The 21,380-nt window shown below is 63.7% G+C and carries 15 protein-coding genes; 12 read left to right on the top strand and 3 right to left on the bottom strand.

Annotated features, from left to right (window positions below; genetic code table 11):
* The first annotated feature begins 13 nt into the window (after window positions 1-13).
* Complete coding sequence (locus ABIB66_RS37745) at window positions 14-763, top strand: glycosyltransferase family 2 protein (RefSeq protein ID WP_354258370.1); 750 nt, start codon at window positions 14-16, stop codon at window positions 761-763.
* Window positions 760-1,098: a lipid-A-disaccharide synthase N-terminal domain-containing protein gene (locus tag ABIB66_RS37740; protein ID WP_275172619.1), complete on the top strand. Its 339-nt coding sequence runs from the start codon at window positions 760-762 to the stop codon at window positions 1,096-1,098. Before ABIB66_RS37745 ends, ABIB66_RS37740 begins: the two co-directional genes overlap by 4 nt.
* A 6-nt stretch (window positions 1,099-1,104) precedes the next feature.
* Here the strand turns inward: ABIB66_RS37740 and ABIB66_RS37735 are convergent, their stop codons facing one another.
* Window positions 1,105-2,796 (bottom strand): Na/Pi cotransporter family protein, encoded by a 1,692-nt coding sequence (locus ABIB66_RS37735; RefSeq protein WP_354210348.1) that lies wholly within the window; start codon window positions 2,794-2,796, stop codon window positions 1,105-1,107.
* Window positions 2,797-2,974: 178 nt separating this feature from the next.
* Window positions 2,975-4,159, bottom strand: a complete 1,185-nt coding sequence (gene metC / locus ABIB66_RS37730; RefSeq protein ID WP_354210347.1) for a cystathionine beta-lyase — start codon at window positions 4,157-4,159, stop codon at window positions 2,975-2,977.
* A 393-nt stretch (window positions 4,160-4,552) separates the two neighbouring features.
* Between metC and ABIB66_RS37725 the strand changes: the two genes are divergently transcribed.
* The 8 genes from ABIB66_RS37725 (at window position 4,553) to ABIB66_RS37690 (ending at window position 16,788) form a co-directional block, all read left to right on the top strand.
* Entirely contained in the window at window positions 4,553-5,569 is a 1,017-nt protein-coding gene (locus ABIB66_RS37725) for an amino acid ABC transporter substrate-binding protein (protein ID WP_354054481.1), read from the top strand.
* 25 nt (window positions 5,570-5,594) lie between these two features.
* Window positions 5,595-6,800 carry an amino acid ABC transporter permease gene (locus ABIB66_RS37720; protein ID WP_275172615.1) on the top strand — a complete coding sequence of 402 codons (1,206 nt, stop codon included), beginning with the start codon at window positions 5,595-5,597 and terminating at the stop codon, window positions 6,798-6,800.
* The gene (locus tag ABIB66_RS37715; protein WP_354258366.1) at window positions 6,797-8,317 is read left to right on the top strand and encodes an amino acid ABC transporter permease; all 1,521 of its coding nucleotides are present in this window, start codon (window positions 6,797-6,799) and stop codon (window positions 8,315-8,317) included. The genes ABIB66_RS37720 and ABIB66_RS37715 overlap by 4 nt, the downstream gene beginning before the upstream one ends.
* 11 nt (window positions 8,318-8,328) lie before the next feature.
* Window positions 8,329-9,066 (top strand): amino acid ABC transporter ATP-binding protein, encoded by a 738-nt coding sequence (locus ABIB66_RS37710; protein WP_354258363.1) that lies wholly within the window; start codon window positions 8,329-8,331, stop codon window positions 9,064-9,066.
* Window positions 9,067-9,167: 101 nt separating this feature from the next.
* Window positions 9,168-11,408, top strand: a complete 2,241-nt coding sequence (locus ABIB66_RS37705; protein WP_354258360.1) for a tetratricopeptide repeat protein — start codon at window positions 9,168-9,170, stop codon at window positions 11,406-11,408.
* Window positions 11,409-11,530: 122 nt separating this feature from the next.
* The gene (locus ABIB66_RS37700; RefSeq protein WP_354210343.1) at window positions 11,531-13,774 is read left to right on the top strand and encodes an O-linked N-acetylglucosamine transferase, SPINDLY family protein; all 2,244 of its coding nucleotides are present in this window, start codon (window positions 11,531-11,533) and stop codon (window positions 13,772-13,774) included.
* Between the two features lie 112 nt (window positions 13,775-13,886).
* Entirely contained in the window at window positions 13,887-16,127 is a 2,241-nt protein-coding gene (locus tag ABIB66_RS37695) for a tetratricopeptide repeat protein (protein WP_354210342.1), read from the top strand.
* 127 nt (window positions 16,128-16,254) lie between these two features.
* Window positions 16,255-16,788 (top strand): DUF805 domain-containing protein, encoded by a 534-nt coding sequence (locus ABIB66_RS37690; protein ID WP_354210341.1) that lies wholly within the window; start codon window positions 16,255-16,257, stop codon window positions 16,786-16,788.
* 22 nt (window positions 16,789-16,810) lie between these two features.
* On the opposite strand, the gene ABIB66_RS37685 is transcribed toward ABIB66_RS37690, so the two are convergent.
* Window positions 16,811-17,845, bottom strand: coding sequence for a cysteine synthase A (locus ABIB66_RS37685; protein WP_275172609.1), 1,035 nt, complete (start codon window positions 17,843-17,845; stop codon window positions 16,811-16,813).
* 628 nt (window positions 17,846-18,473) lie between these two features.
* On the opposite strand from ABIB66_RS37685, the gene ABIB66_RS37680 reads away from it, so the two are divergent.
* Window positions 18,474-19,958 (top strand): efflux transporter outer membrane subunit, encoded by a 1,485-nt coding sequence (locus ABIB66_RS37680; RefSeq protein ID WP_354258357.1) that lies wholly within the window; start codon window positions 18,474-18,476, stop codon window positions 19,956-19,958.
* Window positions 19,948-21,345 (top strand): efflux RND transporter periplasmic adaptor subunit, encoded by a 1,398-nt coding sequence (locus ABIB66_RS37675; protein ID WP_354210339.1) that lies wholly within the window; start codon window positions 19,948-19,950, stop codon window positions 21,343-21,345. The genes ABIB66_RS37680 and ABIB66_RS37675 overlap by 11 nt, the downstream gene beginning before the upstream one ends.
* The last annotated feature ends 35 nt before the right edge of the window (window positions 21,346-21,380 follow it).

The following is a 21,380-nucleotide window of genomic DNA, read 5'->3' as shown; positions in this document are numbered from 1 at the left end:
ACGAGCTTTCGATTTGTCGTCGCCCCAGCCTTCGGTTTTCCAGCCCTCGGTTTCCATCGTCGTTCCCGTGCGCAACGAAGCCGACAACATCGTGCCGCTGATCGAGGAGATCGGCGCGGCGCTCGACGGCCGCTGGGCCTATGAGATCATCTACGTCAATGACGGTTCGACGGACGCGACCGGCGAACGGCTCGGCGCGGTCATGAAGCAGCGGGACAATCTGCGCCAGTTGCGCCATGCCAAATCAGGCGGCCAATCCGCGGCCGTGCGCAGCGGCGTCCGTGCGGCACGCGGCGCGATCGTGGCGACGCTCGACGGCGACGGCCAGAACAATCCGGCTTTCCTGCCGGACCTGATCGCGGCGATCGAGAACGGAAGCAAGGTCGGACTTGCCGCCGGACAACGCGTCGGCCGCAAGGATACCGGCTTCAAGAAGTTCCAGTCGCGCGTCGCCAACGGCGTCCGCAACGCGATCCTGAAGGACGGTACGCGCGACACTGGCTGCGGGTTGAAGGCGTTCCGGCGCGAGGTGTTCCTGATGATGCCCTATTTCGACGGGCTGCATCGCTTCCTGCCGGCGCTGGTGCGCCGCGAGGGTTTTGAAATCGCCTATGTCGACGTGATCGACCGGCCGCGACATTCCGGCGTGTCCAATTACGGTTTCTTCGACCGGCTGTGGATCGGCATCATGGATCTCGTGGGCGTGTGGTGGCTGATCCGCCGCAAGAAGCCGACGCCGGATGTGACTGAGGTGAAGGCATGATCATCCAATACGGTCAGGCGCTGAGCAACTATTTCTACGACGTTTTCGTCGCCAAGTTCGATTTTTGGCTAGCGTTCGGCCTCGTCGCGCAGCTGTTCTTCACAGCGCGCTTTTTGGTGCAGTGGATCGCGAGCGAGCGCGCCGGCAATAGCGTGGTGCCGATGGCGTTCTGGTTCTGCTCCATGGGCGGCGGGCTGATGACGCTGGTCTATGGGGTCGTCAAGCGTGAGCCCGTCATCATCCTCGGTCAGTCGCTGGCGACCATCATCTATATCCGCAACATCATGCTGATCGTGAAGAACCGCGGCCGCGCCTCGAAGACGCTGGAGCGCTGATCCACGCTAGCGCGGCAGCGCCGACGCTGCGTCTGTCGCGGGCAGGGCGGCCGCATCCGCCTCGTGCCTGCGATGGGGCTCGCCGGCCGCGTCGAGCACGGGATAGGCGACCGAGCAGATATGCGAGTGGATGCGGCGCAGGTCCCGCAGCACGTCGAGATGCAGCGACGTGGTCTCGATGGTCTCGGGACGGCCCTCGCGGAGGCGATCGAGGTGGCGCTCGACGGCGGCAAGCTCGGTGTTGCGCAGCGCCGTCTTCTCCACCAGCAGCTTGCGTGCCTCGTTGGCGTCGCCCGACATGAAGACGCCAAAGGCGATGCGCAGCGAATCCATCGTGCGCTTGTGGAAGGCGGCGAGCTCCTCGGCGCCCTCGGGCGAGAACTGGAATCGGCGCTTGATCTTCTTGGTCGCGAGCTCGCTCAGGCTCTTGTCGATGATGTCGCCGATATGTTCCAGATTGATGGCGAAGGAGATGATCTCCATGGCGCGCCGGCCCTCGCTCTCGTCGAGGCTGCCCCGCATGAGTTTGGTCACGTAGAGCTTGATGGCTTCGTCGAGGCCGTCGACGATGTTGTCCATCTTCGAGACCTGGTCGACCAGCGCGCGGTCGCCGCTCATCATCGCCGCCATCACCTTGCGCAGCATGATCTCGACCAGATCGCCCATGCGCAGGGTTTCGCGGCCGGCATCGGCCAGCGCCAGCGACGGCGATTCCAGCGCGGTCTCGTCGAGATAGCGCGGCCGGGCCGGATCGGCCTCCTGAACACGATCGGGCAGGAGCCGGGTCAACAGGCGCGACATGGTGTCGAGCAGGCCGATGAAGATCACGGCCGTACCGACGTTGAAGGCGATATGAAACGCCGCCGTCATCCTGGCGAGATCCGGCTGCCAGGCGTGCATGTGCTCGGCGATCGGGCCCAGGAAAGGCAGCATCAGCGCGATCCCGATCACGCGGTTGACGAGATTGCCCACCGGCAGGCGATAGCTGGCGGGATCGTCACGCTTGGCGCCTTCGAATACGGGATTGATGGCGCTGCCGAGATTGGCGCCAAGCACCAGTGCGAGCGCGGCGTAAGGCGAGATGAACTGCGAATAGGCGAGTGACATGATCAGCAGCACGCTGGCGACGCTCGAATGCACCGCCCAGGTGACGAGCGCCGCAATCACGATGCACAGAACGGGATCGCCCGTGATGGAGGACATCACGAGGCGAACGCCCGGTGCGTTCTCGGCTGGCGCCAGCGTGTCGAGCAGGATGTGCAGCGACAGCAGCATCAGTCCGAGACCGATCAAGACACGGCCGACGTCCTTGATCCGCGAGCGCGGACCCGCGCGGAAGGCGACCAGTCCAAGCACGAACAGGACCGGCGCAACGGCGGCGATATTGAACGACAGCACCTGCACGATCAACGTCGTGCCGACATTGGCGCCGAGCATGATGGCAAGCGCGGTGACCAGGCTGAGCAGGCCCTCGGCTGCGAACGAGCTCGTGAGCAGCGCGGTCGCCGTGCTGCTCTGGAGCAGCGCCGTCAGCCCGAGGCCGGCGGCAAACGCGTTGAAGCGGTTGCCAAGCGCCTTGCCGAGCAGCCGTCGCAGGTCCGGGCCAAAGGCGCGCAGAATCCCGCTGTGGACCATGTGCAGGCCCCACAGCAACAGCGCCACGCCGCCCATCAGATCGAGCAGTACCAACGTTCCCATGCTCCGTGTCCGGATGAGAGTCGATTGGTGAGGCTAGCGCCAAATGCTTGAGGTTCAAACCATTTGTTGGCGCGTCGGCGTTAACGTTTGCGGCAGCTGCACGTTCCCGCGGCGCGCGTTGGCGCGTCCGCCGGCGCGCGATTGCCGCGTCCCGAGGCGCGATGCCTTGTGAGCAGGCTCACATTGCTGCCTTGAGGGCAGCGAAGCCGCGATCAAGATCCGCCTTGAGATCGTCGGTGCTCTCGAGACCGATGTGCAGACGCAAGGTAGGCCCGCCCGGTGCCCACTTGGTCGCGGTGCGATAGGCGTCGCAATCGAAGGGAATCACCAGGCTCTCGAAGCCGCCCCAGGAGAAGCCCATGCCGAACAGCTTTAGCGTATCGAGCATGGTGTCGACCGCCTTCTGCGGCGCCGGCTTCAAGACGATGCTGAACAGGCCCGACGCGCCCGTGAAGTCGCGCCTCCAGATCGCATGGCCTGGATCGGTCTCGAGCGCCGGATGCAGCACACGCGCGACCTCGGGACGGCTCGCAAGCCAGCGCGCCATGTCGAGGCCGGAGCGATGATGGTGCGCCAGCCGCACCGACAGCGTACGCAGGCCACGCAGCGCCAGGAAGACGTCATCGGGACCGGCGCAGACGCCGAGCAAGCGGATGCCTTCGGCGATCTGAGGCCAGGCCTTGGCATTGGCCGAGATGGTGCCGAACATGATGTCGGAATGGCCGCCGATATATTTGGTGGCGGCCTGCATGCTGATGTCGACGCCCTGTTCGAGCGAACGGTGATAGAGCGGCGTCGCCCAAGTGTTGTCGTCGATGACGAGCGCGCCGCGCGCATGCGCGACCTCGGCGATGGCGCGGATGTCGGGCATCTCGAACGACTGCGAGCCGGGCGCTTCGACCAGCACCGCGCCTGTGTTGGGCTTGAAAAGCTTGTCGATGCCGGCGCCGATCATCGGATCGAAGTAGGTGGTCTCGACGCCGTAGCGGGTGAGCATGCCGTTGCAGAAATTGCGCGAGGGCCGATAGACGTTGTCGCAGACCAGGATGTGGTCGCCGGCCTTAAGCACCGAGAGCAGGGTGGTCGAGATCGCCGACAGGCCCGACGGCACGATGCCGACGCCGGCGCATTGCGGCCCCTCCAGCGCCATCAGGGTGTCCTGGAACGCACGGGTCGTCGGCGTGCCGTGCCGGCCGTACTGGAACTCGCCGCGATGGGCGTGCAGGTCCTCGGCGGTCGGATAGAGCACGGTCGAGCCGTGGAAGACGGGCGGGTTGACGAACCCCTTCTGCGCCTTGGTGTCGCGGCCGGAGGTGACCAGCCGGGTTTCGGCGTGCTGCTCGGAGGGGTGTGAGGAATCCATGCGTCTGCTTTCAAAAGCGCGTTTCCAGTAGGCGCCCTGCGCCCGCGGGCTGGCCGAAAGGCCGCTGTCGTTAATAACAGAACACAGAAGAGTCCCGTCAACCCCTTGACCCGGCACGCCAGTCGTTCTGTTATCGCAGTGCTATTCAGTCGCTGCATGTTGAGGGGCCTGCCGCGACCTTCGATCCATCGCTTGACCGGACCATGCGCCACAGCCGTAACGGCGGGCGCTTTCGGCGGGGATTAAGGTAGGGCCTCCCGGGATCGGCGGGTGATCGGCAAGGTTTTCCAGCATGACTCTTGCAGGGCTAGTCTTGATATGGCTAGCCCTGGCAGAGACGATCGCAAAGACAACGCTCCTGACCTTGAGACGACTTTGAAAGGCCCAAAGCCCATGAAACGCGTAACCCTGGCTCTCACTCTCGCACTCGCCGCCGGCCTGACTGCCCAAGCCGCCGATGCGCAAACGCTCAAGACCGTCAAGGACCGGGGCATGCTGTCCTGCGGCGTCAGTCAGGGCCTGCCCGGCTTCTCCTCGCCGGACGACAAGGGCAACTGGACCGGGCTTGACGTCGACGTCTGCCGCGCGATCGCCGGGGCGATCTTCAACGATCCGACCAAGGTCAAATACGTGCCGCTGTCCGCCAAGGACCGCTTCACGGCGCTGCAATCCGGCGAAGTCGACGTGCTGTCGCGCAACACCACCTGGACCATCTCGCGCGATACGTCGCTTGGCGCCAACTTCACCGGCGTGACCTACTATGACGGGCAGGGCTTCATGGTGAAGAAGTCGCTCAAGGTGAACTCGGCGCTCGAGCTCAACAGCGCCTCGGTCTGTGTCCAGACCGGCACCACGACCGAGCAGAATCTCGCCGACTACTTCAAGGCCAACAACATGAAGTACGAGGTGATCGCGTTCGGCACCAACGACGAAACGGTCAAGGCCTACGAGGCCGGGCGCTGCGACGTCTTCACCACCGACCAGTCGGGGCTGTACGCCAACCGCCTGAAACTCGCCAATCCCGGCGATCACATGGTGCTCCCGGAAATCATCTCGAAGGAGCCGCTCGGACCAATGGTGCGCCACGGCGACGACCAGTGGTTCGACATCGTGAAATGGACGCTGTTTGCGCTGGTCACCACCGAAGAGCTGGGGGTGACCGCGAAGAACGTCGACGAGAAGACGAAACAGGAAAATCCGGAGCTGAAGCGCGTCCTCGGCACCGACGGCAATTTTGGTGAACAGCTCGGCCTGAGCAAGGACTGGGTGGTGCGCATCGTGAAGGCCGTCGGCAATTACGGCGAAGTGTTCGACCGCAACGTCGGCGCGGGCTCGCCGCTTGGTATCAGTCGGGGTCTCAACAATCTCTGGAACAAGGGCGGTCTCCAGTACGCGCCGCCGATCCGCTGACCCCGCCTGACCCGCGCTCGCGGCGATGAGCATCGAGGCTCGCAAACCCCCGCCCCAGATCGCGCTGAAGATCAGGCGCGTGCTGGGGGGCAAGACAGGCTGGAACGGCATCGCCGTCCAGTTTGCCTTCGCTGCGGTCCTGGGCTGGATTGCCTATGAAATCGTCTCCAACGCCCGCGCCAACCTCGAGAACCAGCACATTGCCGCCGGCTTCGGTTTCCTCGCGAACAACGCCGGTTTCGACGTCAATCAGACGCTGATCTCGTATACCGGCTCGGACACGTTCCTGCGCGTGTTCCTTGTCGGGCTCCTCAATACGCTCGTGGTCTCGGTGGTGGGCATCGTGTTTGCCACCGTGATCGGCTTTATCGTCGCACTGTGCCGGCTGTCTCCCAACTGGCTGCTCGCGCGCGTCGGCGAGATCTATGTCGAGATCATCCGCAACCTGCCGCTGCTGTTCCAGATCCTGTTCTGGTACCTGGCGGTGCTCGCGGCCTTGCCCAATCCACGACAGAGCATTTCGCTGCTCGGCATCGCCTTCGTCAGCAATCGCGGTCTCGTCATTCCCCGCCCGATCGGCGAGAGCGGCTTCGAGGCGTTTCTTGCCGTGCTGGCGCTCGGCATCGTGGCTTCGCTGGCGCTGCGCATCCATGCGCGCCAGGCGCTGTTCCAGCGGGGGCAGATGATCCGGATCTGGCCCTATGTGCTGGGCCTGCTGTTCGGACTGCCGCTCATCACCATGCTGGTAGCGGGTCTGCCCTTCAGCTTCGAGCTGCCACAGCTCAAGGGCTTCAATTTTGCCGGCGGCTCGCGGATCATCCCGGAGTTTGTGGCGCTCACGTTGGCCTTATCGACCTATACGGCTGCCTTCATCGCCGAGATCGTGCGCGCGGGCATCCTCTCCGTTCACAGCGGACAGATGGAGGCGGGATCGTCGCTGGGACTGAGCCGCGGCACTACGCTCCGCCTGGTCGTCGTGCCACAGGCGATGCGCGTGATCGTTCCGCCGCTGACCAACCAGTACCTCAATCTCACCAAGAATTCGTCGCTGGCCGTCGCGATCGGCTATCCTGACCTCGTCTCCGTGTTCGCCGGCACGTCGCTGAGCCAGACCGGGCAGGCCATCGAGATCATCGCCATGACGATGGGCGTCTATCTCCTGATCTCGCTGATCACCAGCGCCGTCATGAGCGTCTACGGTTGGCGCGTCAGCCGGAGTCTCGGCGCATGAGCGATATCACCTCGTCCAGCTTCGTTCGCCAGGATCTTCTCGGTGAGCGTCCCGCGCCGGTGAAGACCACGGGCTTCATCGGCCTGGTGCGGACGCGCCTGTTCAACTCGCCGACCAACATCCTGCTCACGATCGTCGGCGCCTTGCTGCTATGGTTCACCATCATCCCTTCCGTCAGATTCCTGATGATCGATGCAGTCTGGACCGGCAAGGATCGCACGGCCTGCCTCGCCGAGAACACCGGCTTTGCGGTTGGGGCCTGCTGGCCCTACATCCAGGCCAAGCTGCCGCAACTGATCTACGGCTTCTACCCCGAAGCCGAGCGCTGGCGGGTCAACCTCACGCTCGTGCTGTCGGTGGTCCTGCTGGTGCCGTTGCTCATTCCGCGGCTGCCGTCGAAAGGATTGAACGCGGGTCTGTTCTTCTTTGCGTTTCCGGTGGTCGCATTCTTTCTGCTGCATGGCGGCGGCATCAAGGGATTTGGCCTGAGCTGGACCGCTGACCTGCTGCAATTATTCGACGACAGCATCATCGGCGCCGGGCAGGCTCTGCTCAGTCTCGGCAAGACGTCGTCTGCCGCTCCGCTGTTGTGGGTCGTCGGCAATGTCATCGTGCTCGGGGGGACCGCGATCTACTGGCTGATCTTTCCGCTGACCTGGCTGCGAGACCAGCTGCAGGGGACAGGCCAGTCGGTCTGGACCGATTTCGCCATCACGGCCGCGATCGTCTCCCTGATCGCCTTCGTTCTCGGCGGCGGCATCCGCACCGGGGGACGGGCCCTGACATCCAGCATCGCCACCTTCGTCGCCATCGCAATCGTGATCAAGCTGATGGGGCTCGACCACGGCGGACTGCCGATCGTGCAGACGAACCTTTGGGGCGGACTTCTGGTGACGCTGGTGGTCTCCGTCACCGGCATCGTCACCTCGCTGCCGATCGGCATTGCGCTGGCGCTTGGCCGCCGCTCGACCATTCCGCTGATCCGGATCTTCTCGATCGCCTTCATCGAGTTCTGGCGCGGGGTGCCGCTGATCACCGTGCTGTTCTTCGCCACCTACATGCTGCCGCTGTTTCTGCCGGGCAATTTCACGGTCGACGGGTTGGTGCGTGCGCTGATTGGAATTTCGCTGTTTACGGGCGCCTATCAGGCCGAGAACGTCCGCGGCGGGCTGGCTGCGATCCCGCGCGGGCAGGGCGAGGCGGCCGCTGCATTGGGGCTGTCCTGGTGGAAGACGACATCGCTGATCGTGCTGCCGCAGGCGCTGCGCCACGTCATTCCGAATCTCGTCAACAGCTTCATCTCGCTGTTCAAGGACACTTCGCTGGTCTCGATCGTGGCGCTGTTCGATCTCTTGGGCTCGCTGCGGGCGTCGTTCTCGGATCCGAAATGGTCGTCGCCGTCGACCGCGTTCACCGGGTTCGCCTTCGCCGGGATCATCTACTTCATCTTCTGCTTTGGAATGTCGCGCTACTCGCTCTTCGTCGAGCATCGCCTCAACGCTCACCGGCGCAACTGATCGAGGTCACCATGTCCGACCCCATCGTCAAGATTTCCGGCCTGAACAAATGGTACGGCGAGTTTCACGTGCTGCGCGACATCGACCTTGCGGTTGAGAAGGGCGAGCGCATCGTGATCTGCGGCCCATCCGGCTCGGGCAAGTCGACGCTGATCCGCTGTATCAACGCGCTCGAGGAGTTTCAGGAAGGCGAGATCGTCGTTGACGGCATCGAGCTCGGGCCGAACCTGAAGCACGTCGATGCGGTGCGGCGCGAAGTCGGCATGGTGTTCCAGAGTTTCAACCTGTTTCCGCACCTGTCCGTGCTGGACAATTGCACGCTGGCGCCGATCTGGGTGCGCAACATCCCCAAGAAGGACGCCGAGGCCGCGGCGATGAAGTTTCTGGAGCGGGTCAAGATTCCGCACCAGGCCAACAAGTTTCCGGGACAGATGTCCGGCGGTCAGCAGCAGCGCGTCGCGATCGCCCGCGCGCTGACGATGAACCCGAAGGTGATGCTGTTCGACGAGCCGACCTCGGCGCTCGACCCCGAAATGGTCAAGGAGGTGCTGGACACCATGGTCGACCTCGCCGAGGAGGGTATGACCATGCTGGTGGTCACCCACGAGATGGGCTTTGCCCGCGAGGTCGCCAACCGCGTCGTGTTCATGGACGCGGGCCAGATCATCGAAGTCAATACGCCCAAGGAGTTCTTCGCGGCCCCGCAGCACGCCCGCACAAAACTGTTCCTGAGCCAGATCCTGCGCTGAGCACCTGCAATCCGGGTGACGTCGCTGGTCTAACCGCCCCGCCAGCTTGGCACCATGCGAATCGGCCAGCCTCTTTTCGGGCCATACTCCGGAGAGAGACTTTGCAGAGCAGCGCCGGCGCGCGCGCATTCCAGAACGCGCGATTGCAAAAGAAGTTGAAGAAGCAGGCGGACGCGGTCATGTCCGCCGCGGTTCAGGCACTCGGGCAGGGCAGATATGCGGAGGTCGAGACACTCTGCCGTCGGATTCTGACGGAGGTTCCGGATCATTTCGACGCCGCGCACCTGCTCGGCCTGCGCGCGTATGATTGTGGGCGGCTCGAGGAGGCGCAACAACTGCTCGAGCGCGCGACCGTGCTCGATCCGCGTTCGCCCGATGCCCATGGCAATCTCGGGGCAGTGTATTTCAATCTCCAGAAGTTTCAGGACGCTCGCGCATGCCAGGAGAGGGCCATTGCGCTGAAGCCGAATTCTCCGATCGCCTTGACCAATCTCGGCAATACGCTGCTGCACATGGGCCTCGCCGAGCAGGCTATCGAGCTGCACGATCGCGCTATCAGGCTGAAGCCGGACTATGCCGATGCATTTTGCAATCGTGGCATGGCGGAGCTGATCGAAGGCCAGTTCCAGCGCGCCAAGGAGAGTTTCGACCGCGCCCTCGCGTTTCAGCCGCGTCACGCGGAAGCAGTCGCGGGCAAGGGCATGGTGTGCATCGAGCTCCGGCACTATGGAGAGGCGGCCGCAGCTATCGCGGCAGGGCTCGCGATCAAGCCGGATTCGCCGAAGATTCTGGCGCAGCGCGGACGGCTCAATCTCGATCTGTCGCGGCTGGAGCAGGCGCTTGCGGATTTCGATGCGGCGCTGGCGCTTTCACCGAGGCTCGAAGTGGCCTTGCAGGGAAAGGCGCAAGTCAACATTCTCAAGGGCAACACGGCCGGGGCGATTGCGGCGGTCAAGACCTTGCTGGAGGAAAATCCGCGGTCCGACATCGGAATTGCGCTCCTCGCTTCCTGCTATGCGAGCCAGGGTGACATCGTGACGGCGCTCGAACATCTCGATGCGGGGCTGGCAATTGCGCCGGATTATGCGGACTTGATCGGGCGCAAGATATTCTTTCTGGATTATCTCCCCGACGCCGATTTTGCAGTCCAGCAGGCCGCACGAAAGCAGTGGTGGGACGCAATCGGCTCGAAGTTGCCGCCAAGGGCGTTGGCGCCCCGCACGCTCGATCCGGACAAGCGGATCTTGATCGGATATGTCGCTTCCGAATTCAGGAACCACTCGGCAGCGTTCGCTCTGTTGCCGGTGCTGCGCCATCATGATCACGCCAGGTTCGAGATCGTCTGCTATTCGTGTTCGCCGTTACAAGATGAGATAACGGACGAGTTCAAGTCGATGGCGGACGTCTGGGTCGACGCCTGGCAGCTTTCAGATGACGAACTGGCCGATCGCATTCAGGCCGACAAGGTCGACATCCTGATCGACGTGTCCGGGCACACGACCGGCAACAGGCTGCATGTTTTCGCTCGCAAGCCGGCCCCGATCCAAGTCTCGGGGTTTGGCCATGCTACAGGCACTGGCCTTCAGACCATGGACCACGTGCTCGCAGATCCCATCTTCATTCCGCAATCGGCGCGTCATCTGCTGGCTGAAAAAGTCTACGACCTGCCGTGCCTGATCACGATCGATCCCATCCTGGATGTGCCGCCTTCGGAGCCTCCCATGCTCCGCAACGGTTATGTCACCTTCGGCGTATTCAATCGCATCTACAAGATCTCGGACGAGGCCATCCGGGTGTGGTCGAAAGTGATGCGCGAGGTGACGGGTTCGAGGATCATCATCAAGCATACCCTGCTTGACGATCCCATGCTGCGCGACAATTTGGTCGCACGGTTCGTGGCGCAGGGCATTGCCGAGGACAATGTCACCTGCCTGGGCTCGTCCCCGCGCCACGAGCACCTGCGGGCGTTTGCGAAGGTCGACATATCGCTCGACACGTTCCCGCAAAACGGCGGCGTCAGCACTTGGGAATCGCTCTATGCGGGTGTTCCGGTCGTGGCCAAGCTCGGCAACGGCGCCTCATCGCGTGCCGGCGGTTCGATCGTGGCTGCTGTCGGTCTCGACGACTGGGTCGCCGCGGATGACGAGGGCTATGCTGCGATCGCCTGCAAATATGCGGCGCAGCCGGCGCATCTGGCGAAGTTGCGCGCGGAGTTGCCGGCCCGGATCGCCGCGTCCCCCGCCGGCAATGTCGAAATCTACACGCGCGAGGTCGAAGCGGCTTACCGCCGGTTCTGGCGCGACTATTGTGCCGCGGCTGCCGAAGGCAGCGACGTTGCGTAGGGGACCTGCAGCGCCGGGCCGCTGAGCCCCGGGAAATCCCGGGGTGTCGCCGCGCCAGCTGACCGCAGGTCGGGCTCGCGAATCAGCTAGACTCGCCCCGGGCCATCCTCCGGAGAGACACCTTGCAGAGCAGCGGCGGCGGCGCGCGCGCATTCCAGAACGCGCGATTGCAGAAGAAATTGATGAAACAGGCGGATGCCGTCCTCTCCGCCGCGGCTACCGCTTATGGCCAGGGCCGATACGCTGAGACCGAAGCACTCTGCCGGGATATCCTGAAAGCGCTGCCCGATCATGTCGACGCGATGCACCTGCTCGGCATGTGCGCGCATGACGGCCGCCGCCTAGAGGAGGCGCAACAGCTGCTCGAGCGCGTGATTGCGCTCGAACCGCGCCTGCATGATGCCCACAACAACCTCGCGACCGTGCATTTCGACCTCGGCAATTACGAGGCGGCGCGGCGGTGCCAGGAGAGGGCCATCGCGCTAAAGCCGAATTTTGCGGTGGCGCTGACCAATCTCGGCAACACGCTGATGCATCTGGGCCAGTACGAACAGGCGCTCGAGCTGCACGAGCGCGCCATCAAGATCAAGCCGGATTATGCCGACGCGTTCTGCAATCGCGGCATGATCGAGATTGTGCTTGGACAGATCATGCGCGCCAAGGAAAGCTTTGACCGCGCCCTGCTGTTTCAGCCCCGTCACGCCGAGGCCATCGTCGGCAGCGGCATGGTCAGCATGGAGCTGCGGCACCACGACGAGGCGGCGGCCAAGCTTGCCACGGCGCTGGCGATCAAGCCCGGCTCGCCGCGGATCCTGGCCCAGCGCGGGCGGCTCAGTTACGAACTGCAGCGCCTGGAGCCGGCGCTTGCGGATTTCGAGGCGGCGCTTGCGATTTCCCCCAAGCTTGAACTGGCCCTCCGAGGGAAGGCCCAGACCTGTCTCGTGATGGGAAGGACGGCGCAGGGAATGGCAGCCGCAGCGGCTTTGATCGAGCACAATCCGCGCTCGGAGACAGGGCTGGCGCTGATGGGCTTCTCCTATTCGAACCAGGGGGACATGGACGCCGCGATCGAATATCTCGATCGCGCGCTGGCGGTCCGGCCGGACTATGGGGATGCGATCAGAGGAAAGATCTTCCTGGAGGACTACCGCGCCGAGGCCGATTTTGTGGTCCAGCAGGCGGTGCGAAAATCCTGGTGGGACCAGATCGGCTCCAAGCAGCCGCGAAGGGAGCTGCCGAAGCGGCCGCTGGATCCGGAAAAGCGGATCGTGGTCGGCTATGTCGCTGCCGAATTCCGACAGCACTCCGCGGGGCTCACGCTGCTGCCGGTGCTGCGCCATCATGATCACACCAAATTTGAAATCATCTGCTACTACTCTTGGCCGGGCGCTGACGAGTACACCGCCATGTTCAAATCATTGGCCGACGTCTGGGTCGATGCCTGGGGGCTTTCGGACGACGAACTCGCCGATCGTATCCAGGCCGACAATGTCGACATCCTGATCGACGTTTCGGGCCACACGACCGGTAACAGGCTGCAGTGTTTCGCGCGCAAGCCGGCCCCGATCCAGGCCACTGGCTTCGGACACGCGACGGGCACGGGCATGCCGACCATGGACTACGTGCTCGCGGATCCCATTTTCATTCCGCCCTCGGTTCGGCATTTGTTTGCCGAGAAAATCCACGATCTGCCGTGCCTGATCACGATTGAACCCGTCTCGGATCTGCAGCCTTCCGAGCTGCCGATGCTCCGCAACGGCTACGTCACCTTCGGCGTGTTCAACCGCATCTACAAAATATCGGATGATGCGATCCGTGCGTGGACACGCATCATGCGGGAGCTGCCGGGATCGAAGATCATCCTCAAGCATGGTCTGCTCGATGATCCCTTGCTGCGCGATAGCCTGATCGCGCGTTTCCTGGCGCAGGGCGTGATCGAGGAGAACATCACTTGCCTCGGCACCACCTCGCGCGACGACCATCTGGCGGCTTTCGCCCAGGTCGATATTTCCCTCGACACGTTCCCGCAAAATGGCGGCATCAGCACCTGGGAATCTCTCTACAAGGGCGTCCCCGTCGTGGCCAAGCTCGGCATCGGTGCCTCCTCGCGTGCCGGCGCCTCTATCGTGACTGCCGTCGGCCTCGGCGACTGGGTGGCCGAGGATGACGATGGCTATGTCGAGATCGCCCGCAGGTTTGCGTCACAGCCCGAGCATCTGGCGAAATTGCGCGCGGAATTGCCGGCCCGGATCGCGGCTTCGCCCGCCGGCAATGTCGAGATCTACACGCGCGAGCTCGAAGCCGGTTACCGCCAGTTCTGGCGCGACTATTGTGCCGCCGCCTCGAATGACGCCGACGTAGCGTAGGCGAGGCCTGCGTCGAGCACGGGCATCTTCCGGGGATTGCCGGGCCGCCTAAACCGGCGGGCTTAGCCGCGAATCAGCTAGAATCGTCCCGGGCATCCTCCGGAGAGAATCCTTGCAGAGCAGCGGCGCCGGCGCGCGCGCGTTTCAGAACGCGCGGTTGCAGAAGAAATTGAAGAAGCAGGCGGACGCGATCATCTCGACCGCGAATGCGGCCTATGGCCAGGGCCGGTATGCGGAGACGGAGACACTCTGCCGCCAGATCCTGAATGAACTTCCGGAGCATTTCGGGGCCTTGCACCTGCTTGGCTTGGGCGCGTTCGCGGGCCGACACTTCGAGGCAGCGAAACAGGCCCTCAAATATGCCGTGACGGTCGACCCGCGCTCGGCACAGGCTTTTTCCGATTTGGGGGCCACGCATTTCGCACTTGGCGAATATGACGACGCGCGTACATCCCTGGAGCGGGCCATCGCGTTGAAGCCGAGCTTCCCCATGGCCTTGGCCAATCTCGGCAATACCTTGTTGCACCTGGACCGCGTCGAGCAGGCCATCGAAATGTACGATCGCGCGATCGGGCTGAAGCCCGATCATGCCGATGCGCTCTGCAATCGCGGCTTGGCAGAGCTTGCGCTGCGCCAGCTTGATCGCGCCAAACAGAGCTTGGAACGCGCACTGTTGTTTCAGCCGCGAAACGTGGAAGCACTCGTCGGCAAAGGTTTGGTCAATATCGAGCTCAAGAACTTCGAAGAGGCCAAAGGCGCGCTGGAGGCGGCGCTCGCGATCAGGCCGGGCTCGGCGAAGATCCTGGCGAACCGTGGACGCCTCAATCTTGAGACGTCGAGGTTGGAGCAGGCGGCGGCGGATTTTGACGCGGCCCTTGCGCTTGCGCCCAAACTCGAAGTGGCCTTGCAGGGGAAGGCACAAGTCGCGCTCGCCATGGGAAATACGGCGCAAGCGATTCTGGCCTGCACCACGTTGCTGGAGGAATATCCACGCTCCGCGATCGCGATGGCGCTGCTGAGCGCTTGTTTTGCAAACCAGGGAGAGATCGCATCGGCGGTCGAGCTTCTCGATGCGGCGCTGGCTATTGTGCCGGATGCCGCCTTGATCGGGCGGAAGATCTTCTTTCTGGACTATCTCTCCGACGCCGATTTCGCGGTTCAGCAGGCCGCACGAAAGCAGTGGTGGGACGCAATCGGCTCGAAGTTGCCGCGACGGACTCTTGCCCCCCGGCAGCTCGATCCCGACCGGCGGATCGTGGTTGGCTATGTTGCTGCCGAGTTTTGGTACCACTCGGCGGGGTTCACCCTGTTACCGGTGCTCAGTCGTCATGATCACGCCAAATTCGAGATCATCTGCTATTCGTGCTCGCCGGTAAGAGATGAGATGACCGCCGCATTCAGGTCCTCGGCGGACGTTTGGGTCGACGCCTGGCAGATGTCGGACGACGAGCTGGCCGATCGCATTCAGGCCGACAAGGTCGACATCCTGATCGACGTGTCCGGGCACACGACCGGCAACAGGCTGCATGTTTTCGCCCGCAAGCCGGCCCCGATCCAAGTCTCGGGGTTTGGCCATGCTACAGGCACAGGCCTTCAGACCATGGACCACGTGCTCGCGGATCCCATCTTCATTCCGCAATCGGCGCGTCATCTGCTGGCTGAAAAAGTCTACGACCTGCCGTGCCTGATCACGATCGATCCCATCCTGAATGTGCCGCCTTCGGAGCCTCCCATGCTCCGCAACGGTTATGTCACCTTCGGCGTATTCAATCGCATCTACAAGATCTCGGACGAGGCCATCCGCGTGTGGTCGAAAGTGATGCGCGAGGTGACGGGATCGAAGATCATCATCAAGCATACGCTGCTTGACGATCCCATGCTGCGCGACAATTTGGTCGCACGGTTCGTGGCGCAGGGCATTGCCGAGGACAATGTCACCTGCCTGGGCTCGTCCCCGCGCCACGAGCACCTGCGGGCGTTTGCGAAGGTCGACATATCGCTCGACACGTTCCCGCAAAACGGCGGCGTCAGCACTTGGGAATCGCTCTATGCGGGTGTTCCGGTCGTGGCCAAGCTCGGCAACGGCGCCTCATCGCGTGCCGGCGGTTCGATCGTGGCTGCTGTCGGTCTCGACGACTGGGTCGCCGCGGATGACGAGGGCTATGCTGCGATCGCCTGCAAATATGCGGCGCAGCCGGCGCATCTGACGAAGTTGCGCGCGGAGTTGCCGGCTCGGATCGCAGCCTCCCCCGCGGGAAATGTCGAGACCTACACGCGCGAGGTCGAAGCGGCTTACCGCCGGTTCTGGCGCGACTATTGTGCCGCGGCCTCGGAAGGCGGCGAGGGCGCCTGACTCTGCCTGCAGGCCCCAAATTGCGAGGGCAGGTTAGTCCTCCGGAAACCATGCGCCGGCGCGCGACCGTGCCGGTTCATGGCTCCGAAAGCTATGTCTGGGCATATGGCGCCAAAAGGGTGCGCCAATGCTCGGTTTCGTCTTCGGCTTGAACGCCCGGCTCGGGCGATTGCATTTCTTCCTCGCCACGGTCGCGCTTGCGATCGTGATGACGGCGATCTGCTTTGCAATCGCAATGGCCGTGCTGAACAACACCTCGCCCGTCGCGATCCGACCTGAAGACCTCACCAAGAGTTGGGCGATGCTCGCCGCGATCGTCTTCTTCGGAGTTGCGACGTTCACGCTGCAATCGATGCGCATTCGCGACATCGGCTGGGATCCGGTCTGCGTGGTGCCTGCCTGGTTCGCACTCATGATCGTCGACCATGTCGTCGCGGGCCGGTTTCCGGCTTGGGCGATCGGGCAGCAACACCAGGCAACGGCGGTCGGCGCGCTGATCAACCTCGCGCTGATGCTCGCGCTCGTGTTCTGGCCGAGCGGCGACAGCGAAGGCTCCTACGGCGCTCCCGTCCCGCCGCGCACGCGCGCGATCAAGCCTTCGCTATCGAACGAGCGCCTCGCGCGGGTGTCGCAGGGATCGTCTCGCTCGAACTGGAGCTAGACGGCCGACTTCCGGAAACGTTCTAGACGAACGGCAGCTTGATGTTGCTGCGTTTCTCCAGCCATTCCGGCACGGGAAGGCTCTTGGCGCGCATGAAGTCGGCGTTGAACAGCTTCGACTGGTAACGGCTGCCGGAATCGCAGAGCACGGTGACGATCGTCTTGCCGGGCCCGAGCTGTTTTGCGAGACGCATCGCGCCGGCAACGTTGATGCCGGTCGAGCCGCCGAGGCAGAGGCCTTCGTGCTGGAGCAGTTCGTAGATCACCGTCACCGCTTCGGCATCGGGAATGAGATAGGCGTCATCGACCTTTGCGCTCTCGACGATTGCGGTCGCCCGGTTGAGGCCGATGCCCTCGGTGATCGAGCCGCCCGGCGTCGCCTTGGCATCGCCCGTTCTGAAGTATTCATACATGCCGGCGCCATGCGGATCTGCGCAGGCGATCCTGATGTCCTTGCTCTTCTCTTTCAGGAAGCGGCTGGTGCCGGCCAGCGTGCCGCCGCTGCCCACGGAGCAGACGAAACCGTCGATCTTGCCGCCGGTCTGTTCCCAGATCTCGGGCCCTGTGGACTCGTAATGCGCCTTCGCATTGTCGAGGTTGTTCCATTGGTCGGCAAACAGCACGCCGTTGGGCTCGGTCTTGCGCAACTCGTCGGCAAGACGGCGGCCGACATGCTGGTAGTTGTTCGGATTGGAATAGGGCAGGGCCGGCGATTCCAGCAGCTCGGCGCCGCACAGTTTCAGAAAATCCTTCTTCTCCTGGCTCTGCGTCTCCGGGATCACGATCAGCGTGCGGTAGCCGCGCGCGCTGGCCACGACAGCAAGGCCGATGCCGGTATTGCCGGCGGTCGATTCCACCACGAGACCGCCGGGCTTGAGCTCGCCGCGCTTCTCGGCCTCCAGGATCATCCATTTGCCCGCGCGATCCTTCACCGACTGGCCGGGATTCATGAACTCGGCCTTGCCCAGGATGGTGCAGCCGGTCAGTTCGGAAGCGCGCTTGAGCTTGATCAGCGGAGTGTTGCCGATGGCTTCGACAACGTCGTTTTTGATGGTCATCTCAGGGGAAATCACTGGCAAAGGGGTTGATCAGGTTGGCCAGAACCTAGTGCTTGCGCGGTCAAAGGGGAAGGCTTTTGCGCTGCGGCGAAACCGGCGAAAATGCCGGTAAGCAGTGAAAATTTGGAAGGAAAGATCGCCGATGCTGCTGCTGTGCTACGCCGCGGGATATCGCTAGGAGGATGTGGCCAGCCTCTGCCAAAACATGGAAGATAAGGGGCGTCGCCAGCATGCCTTCGCCATGGACGTGAGGCGTCGCGTCGGTTTCGAGCCGGGGCTGAAGCCGCATCGCGAGGGGTGCAGGCGGATTGAAGGGACTGGCGTCGGTGTGGCGGCAATATCACATGAAATCTTGGTAAGCTTGAACGCACTCTGAAATAGCCCTGAAATCGAAGAAAGTCCTGCAGGACAACACCCTTTTGCATTTTCTAAGTTTTGAGATCGCGGTGCTTTGGGGGCCATCTCGCAACTGCGGGACTGTCCCGCAGTTGCGCGCCCGGCTAGGATAGGCGTCAGGTTCCGCAGAAAGCATCACCGCTGTGAACGAGTTGTCCAAAGCCTCCCGACGGCCGCGCCGCGAATCGGTTACTCCCGCTGCGCGGTGGCGGCTCGATCTGCCCGGCGGGGGGTGTGTGTGACACAGGATGTTCCTGCGATCGCCGTGCGGCGGTCTCCAGGCGCCACGTCCCGGACGCGACGTGCGGCGCGCTGGTTTGCAGTCGCTTGCCTCGCCGCGGGTTCGGGCGCCTGCGTGCTGACGCAGGATCTTCCTGATCCCGCGCTCGATGTTCCCACGCAGTACAAATACGCGGGCAAGGCGGATGCGCCGCCATCGCTGGATTGGTGGCGCAGCTTCCGCTCCGCGGAGCTGACACAGCTGATGGAAGAGGCGCAGACCGTCAACCTCGACATTGCCGCCGCCGTTTCGCGCATCGTCCAGGCCGACGCGCAGGCGCGGCAGGCGGGTGCGGCGCTGCTGCCGAGCCTTTCCGGCACCGGGCAGGAGGCCTATTCGCGCACCTCCGGCTCCTCCGCCTCGGGGCTCACCAATGGCGGCCGTGAGGTCGTCAACTACCAGGCTTCGCTGAGCGCGAGCTACCAGCTCGATTTCTGGGGGCAGAATCGGGACGCCTTGCAAACGGCGGAAGAGACGGCAAATGCCACCCGCTTCGATCGCGACGTCGTTGCGCTGACCACGCTTGCAGGCGTCGCTAACGCTTACTTCCAGGTGCTGGCCTCGCAGGATCGCATCCGGACCTCACAGCGCAACATCGCGAGCGCGCAACGCATCCTCGATGCCGTCAGGGAACGGCGCAAGGCCGGCACCGGCACCGATCTCGACGTCGCCCAGCAGGAGAGCGTGCTCGCAAACCAGAAGGCACTGGTGCCGCCGCTGCGCCAGACGCTCGACCAGAACGTCAATGCGCTTGCAGTCCTGGTGTCGCGGCCGCCGGAGAGCGTGCGCGTGCTCGGGGGCTCGCTGAACCGGATCGCGATTCCCCGCGTGACGCCCGGCCTGCCGTCGGAGCTCCTGACACAGCGGCCCGACATTCGGCGGCAGGAGGCACAACTTGCTTCCGCCACTGCGAATATCGGCAACGCTCGCGCGCAGTTCTTTCCGACCATCCAGCTCACCGGTAATGGCGGCTATCAGAGCGCGGCCCTGGTCTCGCTGTTCCAGCCGCATGCGGCGTTCTTCCAGCTCGTCGGCAGCGCGACGCAGCCGATCTTCGACGGCGGCAGGATCCTCGGCAATTTCGAATTCGCCAAGGCGCGGCAGGACGAACTGCTGCAGACCTACCGCAAGACCATCATCCAGTCCTTCGCCGATGTCGACAATGCGCTGTTCTCGATCAAGCAGACCACGATCAGGCTGCAATTGCAGCGTGACGTCCTCAATGCCTCCCGCCGCGCCTTCGATCTCTCCGAGCAGCAATTGCGCGCCGGCACCGCCGACATCGTCACCGTGCTCAATACGCAACTGACCCTGTTCCAGGCGGAAGACGCGCTGTCGCAGGCGCAACTTGCCCGCCTTCTTGCTATCGTCAGCCTGTATCAGGCGCTCGGCGGCGGCTGGGAGCCGAGGATGGAGAAACCGGTCAATGCTCTTTAAGCCGGATACGAAGCAAGGCGCGAAGGAGGGAACGGCGAAGAAGTCGCGCGGGCGCGGCTTCGTCATGACCCTGATCACGCTGGCGATCCTCGGCGGGCTTGGCTACTACGGCTGGACCACCTGGCACCAGCAGCCGCAGCAGGCGAACGGCCGCAACCAGCGGCCCGATCTGCCGGTGCCGGTGCTGGCGGCGACGCCCCGCATTCAGGACGTTCCCGTTTATCTCGACGGCGTCGGCGCGATCCGCGCACTCAACACCGTGACCGTCCGCTCGCAGGTCGACGGCAAGCTGATCGCGGTCAATTTCACCGAAGGACAGGACGTCAAGAAGGGTGACGTGGTCGGCGAGATCGACCCGGCGCTCTACCAGGCGACGTACGATCAGGCCGTTGCCAAGAAGGCGCAGGACCAGGCCCAGCTCGCCAACCAGCGTATCGACCTCACGCGCTACGAGCAGTTAGCTGCCTCCAATGCCGGATCCAAGCAGCAGGCCGACACCCAGCGCGCGCTGGTCGCGCAGACGGAGGCGCTGGTCAAGGCCGACCAGGCCGCGATCGACAATGCGGCGGCGACGCTGAGCTACACCAAGATCGTGGCGCCGATCTCGGGCCGCGCCGGCCTGCGCCAGGTCGATCAGGGCAACATCATCCACGCCTCCGACACCACCGGCCTCGTGGTGATCACGCAATTGCAGCCGATCGCGGTGTGGTTCAGCCTGCCGCAGCAGCAGATCATGCGCGTCAACGCCGCCGCGTCGAAGGGCACGCTCGCCGTCGACGTCTTCGGCAATGACGGCCTCACCGTGATCGACACCGGCAAGCTCACCGGCATAGACAACCAGGTCGACCAGACCACCGGCACGCTCAGGCTCAAGGCCGAATTCCCCAACGCTCATTACCAGCTCTGGCCGGGCCAGTTCGTCAATGTCCGCCTCAAGGTCGAGACCTTGACGCAGGCGCTGGTGGTGCCGACCTCGGCCGTGCAGCGCGGACCGATCGGCACCTTCAGCTATGTCATCGGCGAGGATAACATCGTCTCGGCCAAGCCGGTGACGGTGACGCAGCAGAACGAGCATGACGCCGTGATCGCCAGCGGCCTGTCGGCGACCGACAAGGTCGTCACCACCGGCTTTGCTAATTTGTCTGACGGTTCCAAGGTGGTCATCGGCCGCGACGACCAGACCCCTTCGGCCGATCTCGCGCCGCGCAAGCGCTCGCGCGGGCCGGATGGTCAGAAGAAGGAGGGCGCAAAAGACGGCCAGAAGGACGGACAAGATAAGGACGGCGAGTTCCGCGCCAAACGCAAGAGCAGCGAAGGCGACCAGAAGGGCCAGACCGGACCGGCACCAGGGCCGGGTGCATCGGGAAGTGGAGCCAAGCAGCCATGATCCCGACAACAGCCGCCTGAGCGGCAGGCGTATCC

Source organism: Bradyrhizobium sp. F1.13.3 (assembly GCF_040548265.1).
GTDB lineage: Bacteria > Pseudomonadota > Alphaproteobacteria > Rhizobiales > Xanthobacteraceae > Bradyrhizobium.
Note: the sequence above shows the minus strand (reverse complement) of the source record. Positions and strands in the feature narration are given on the sequence as shown.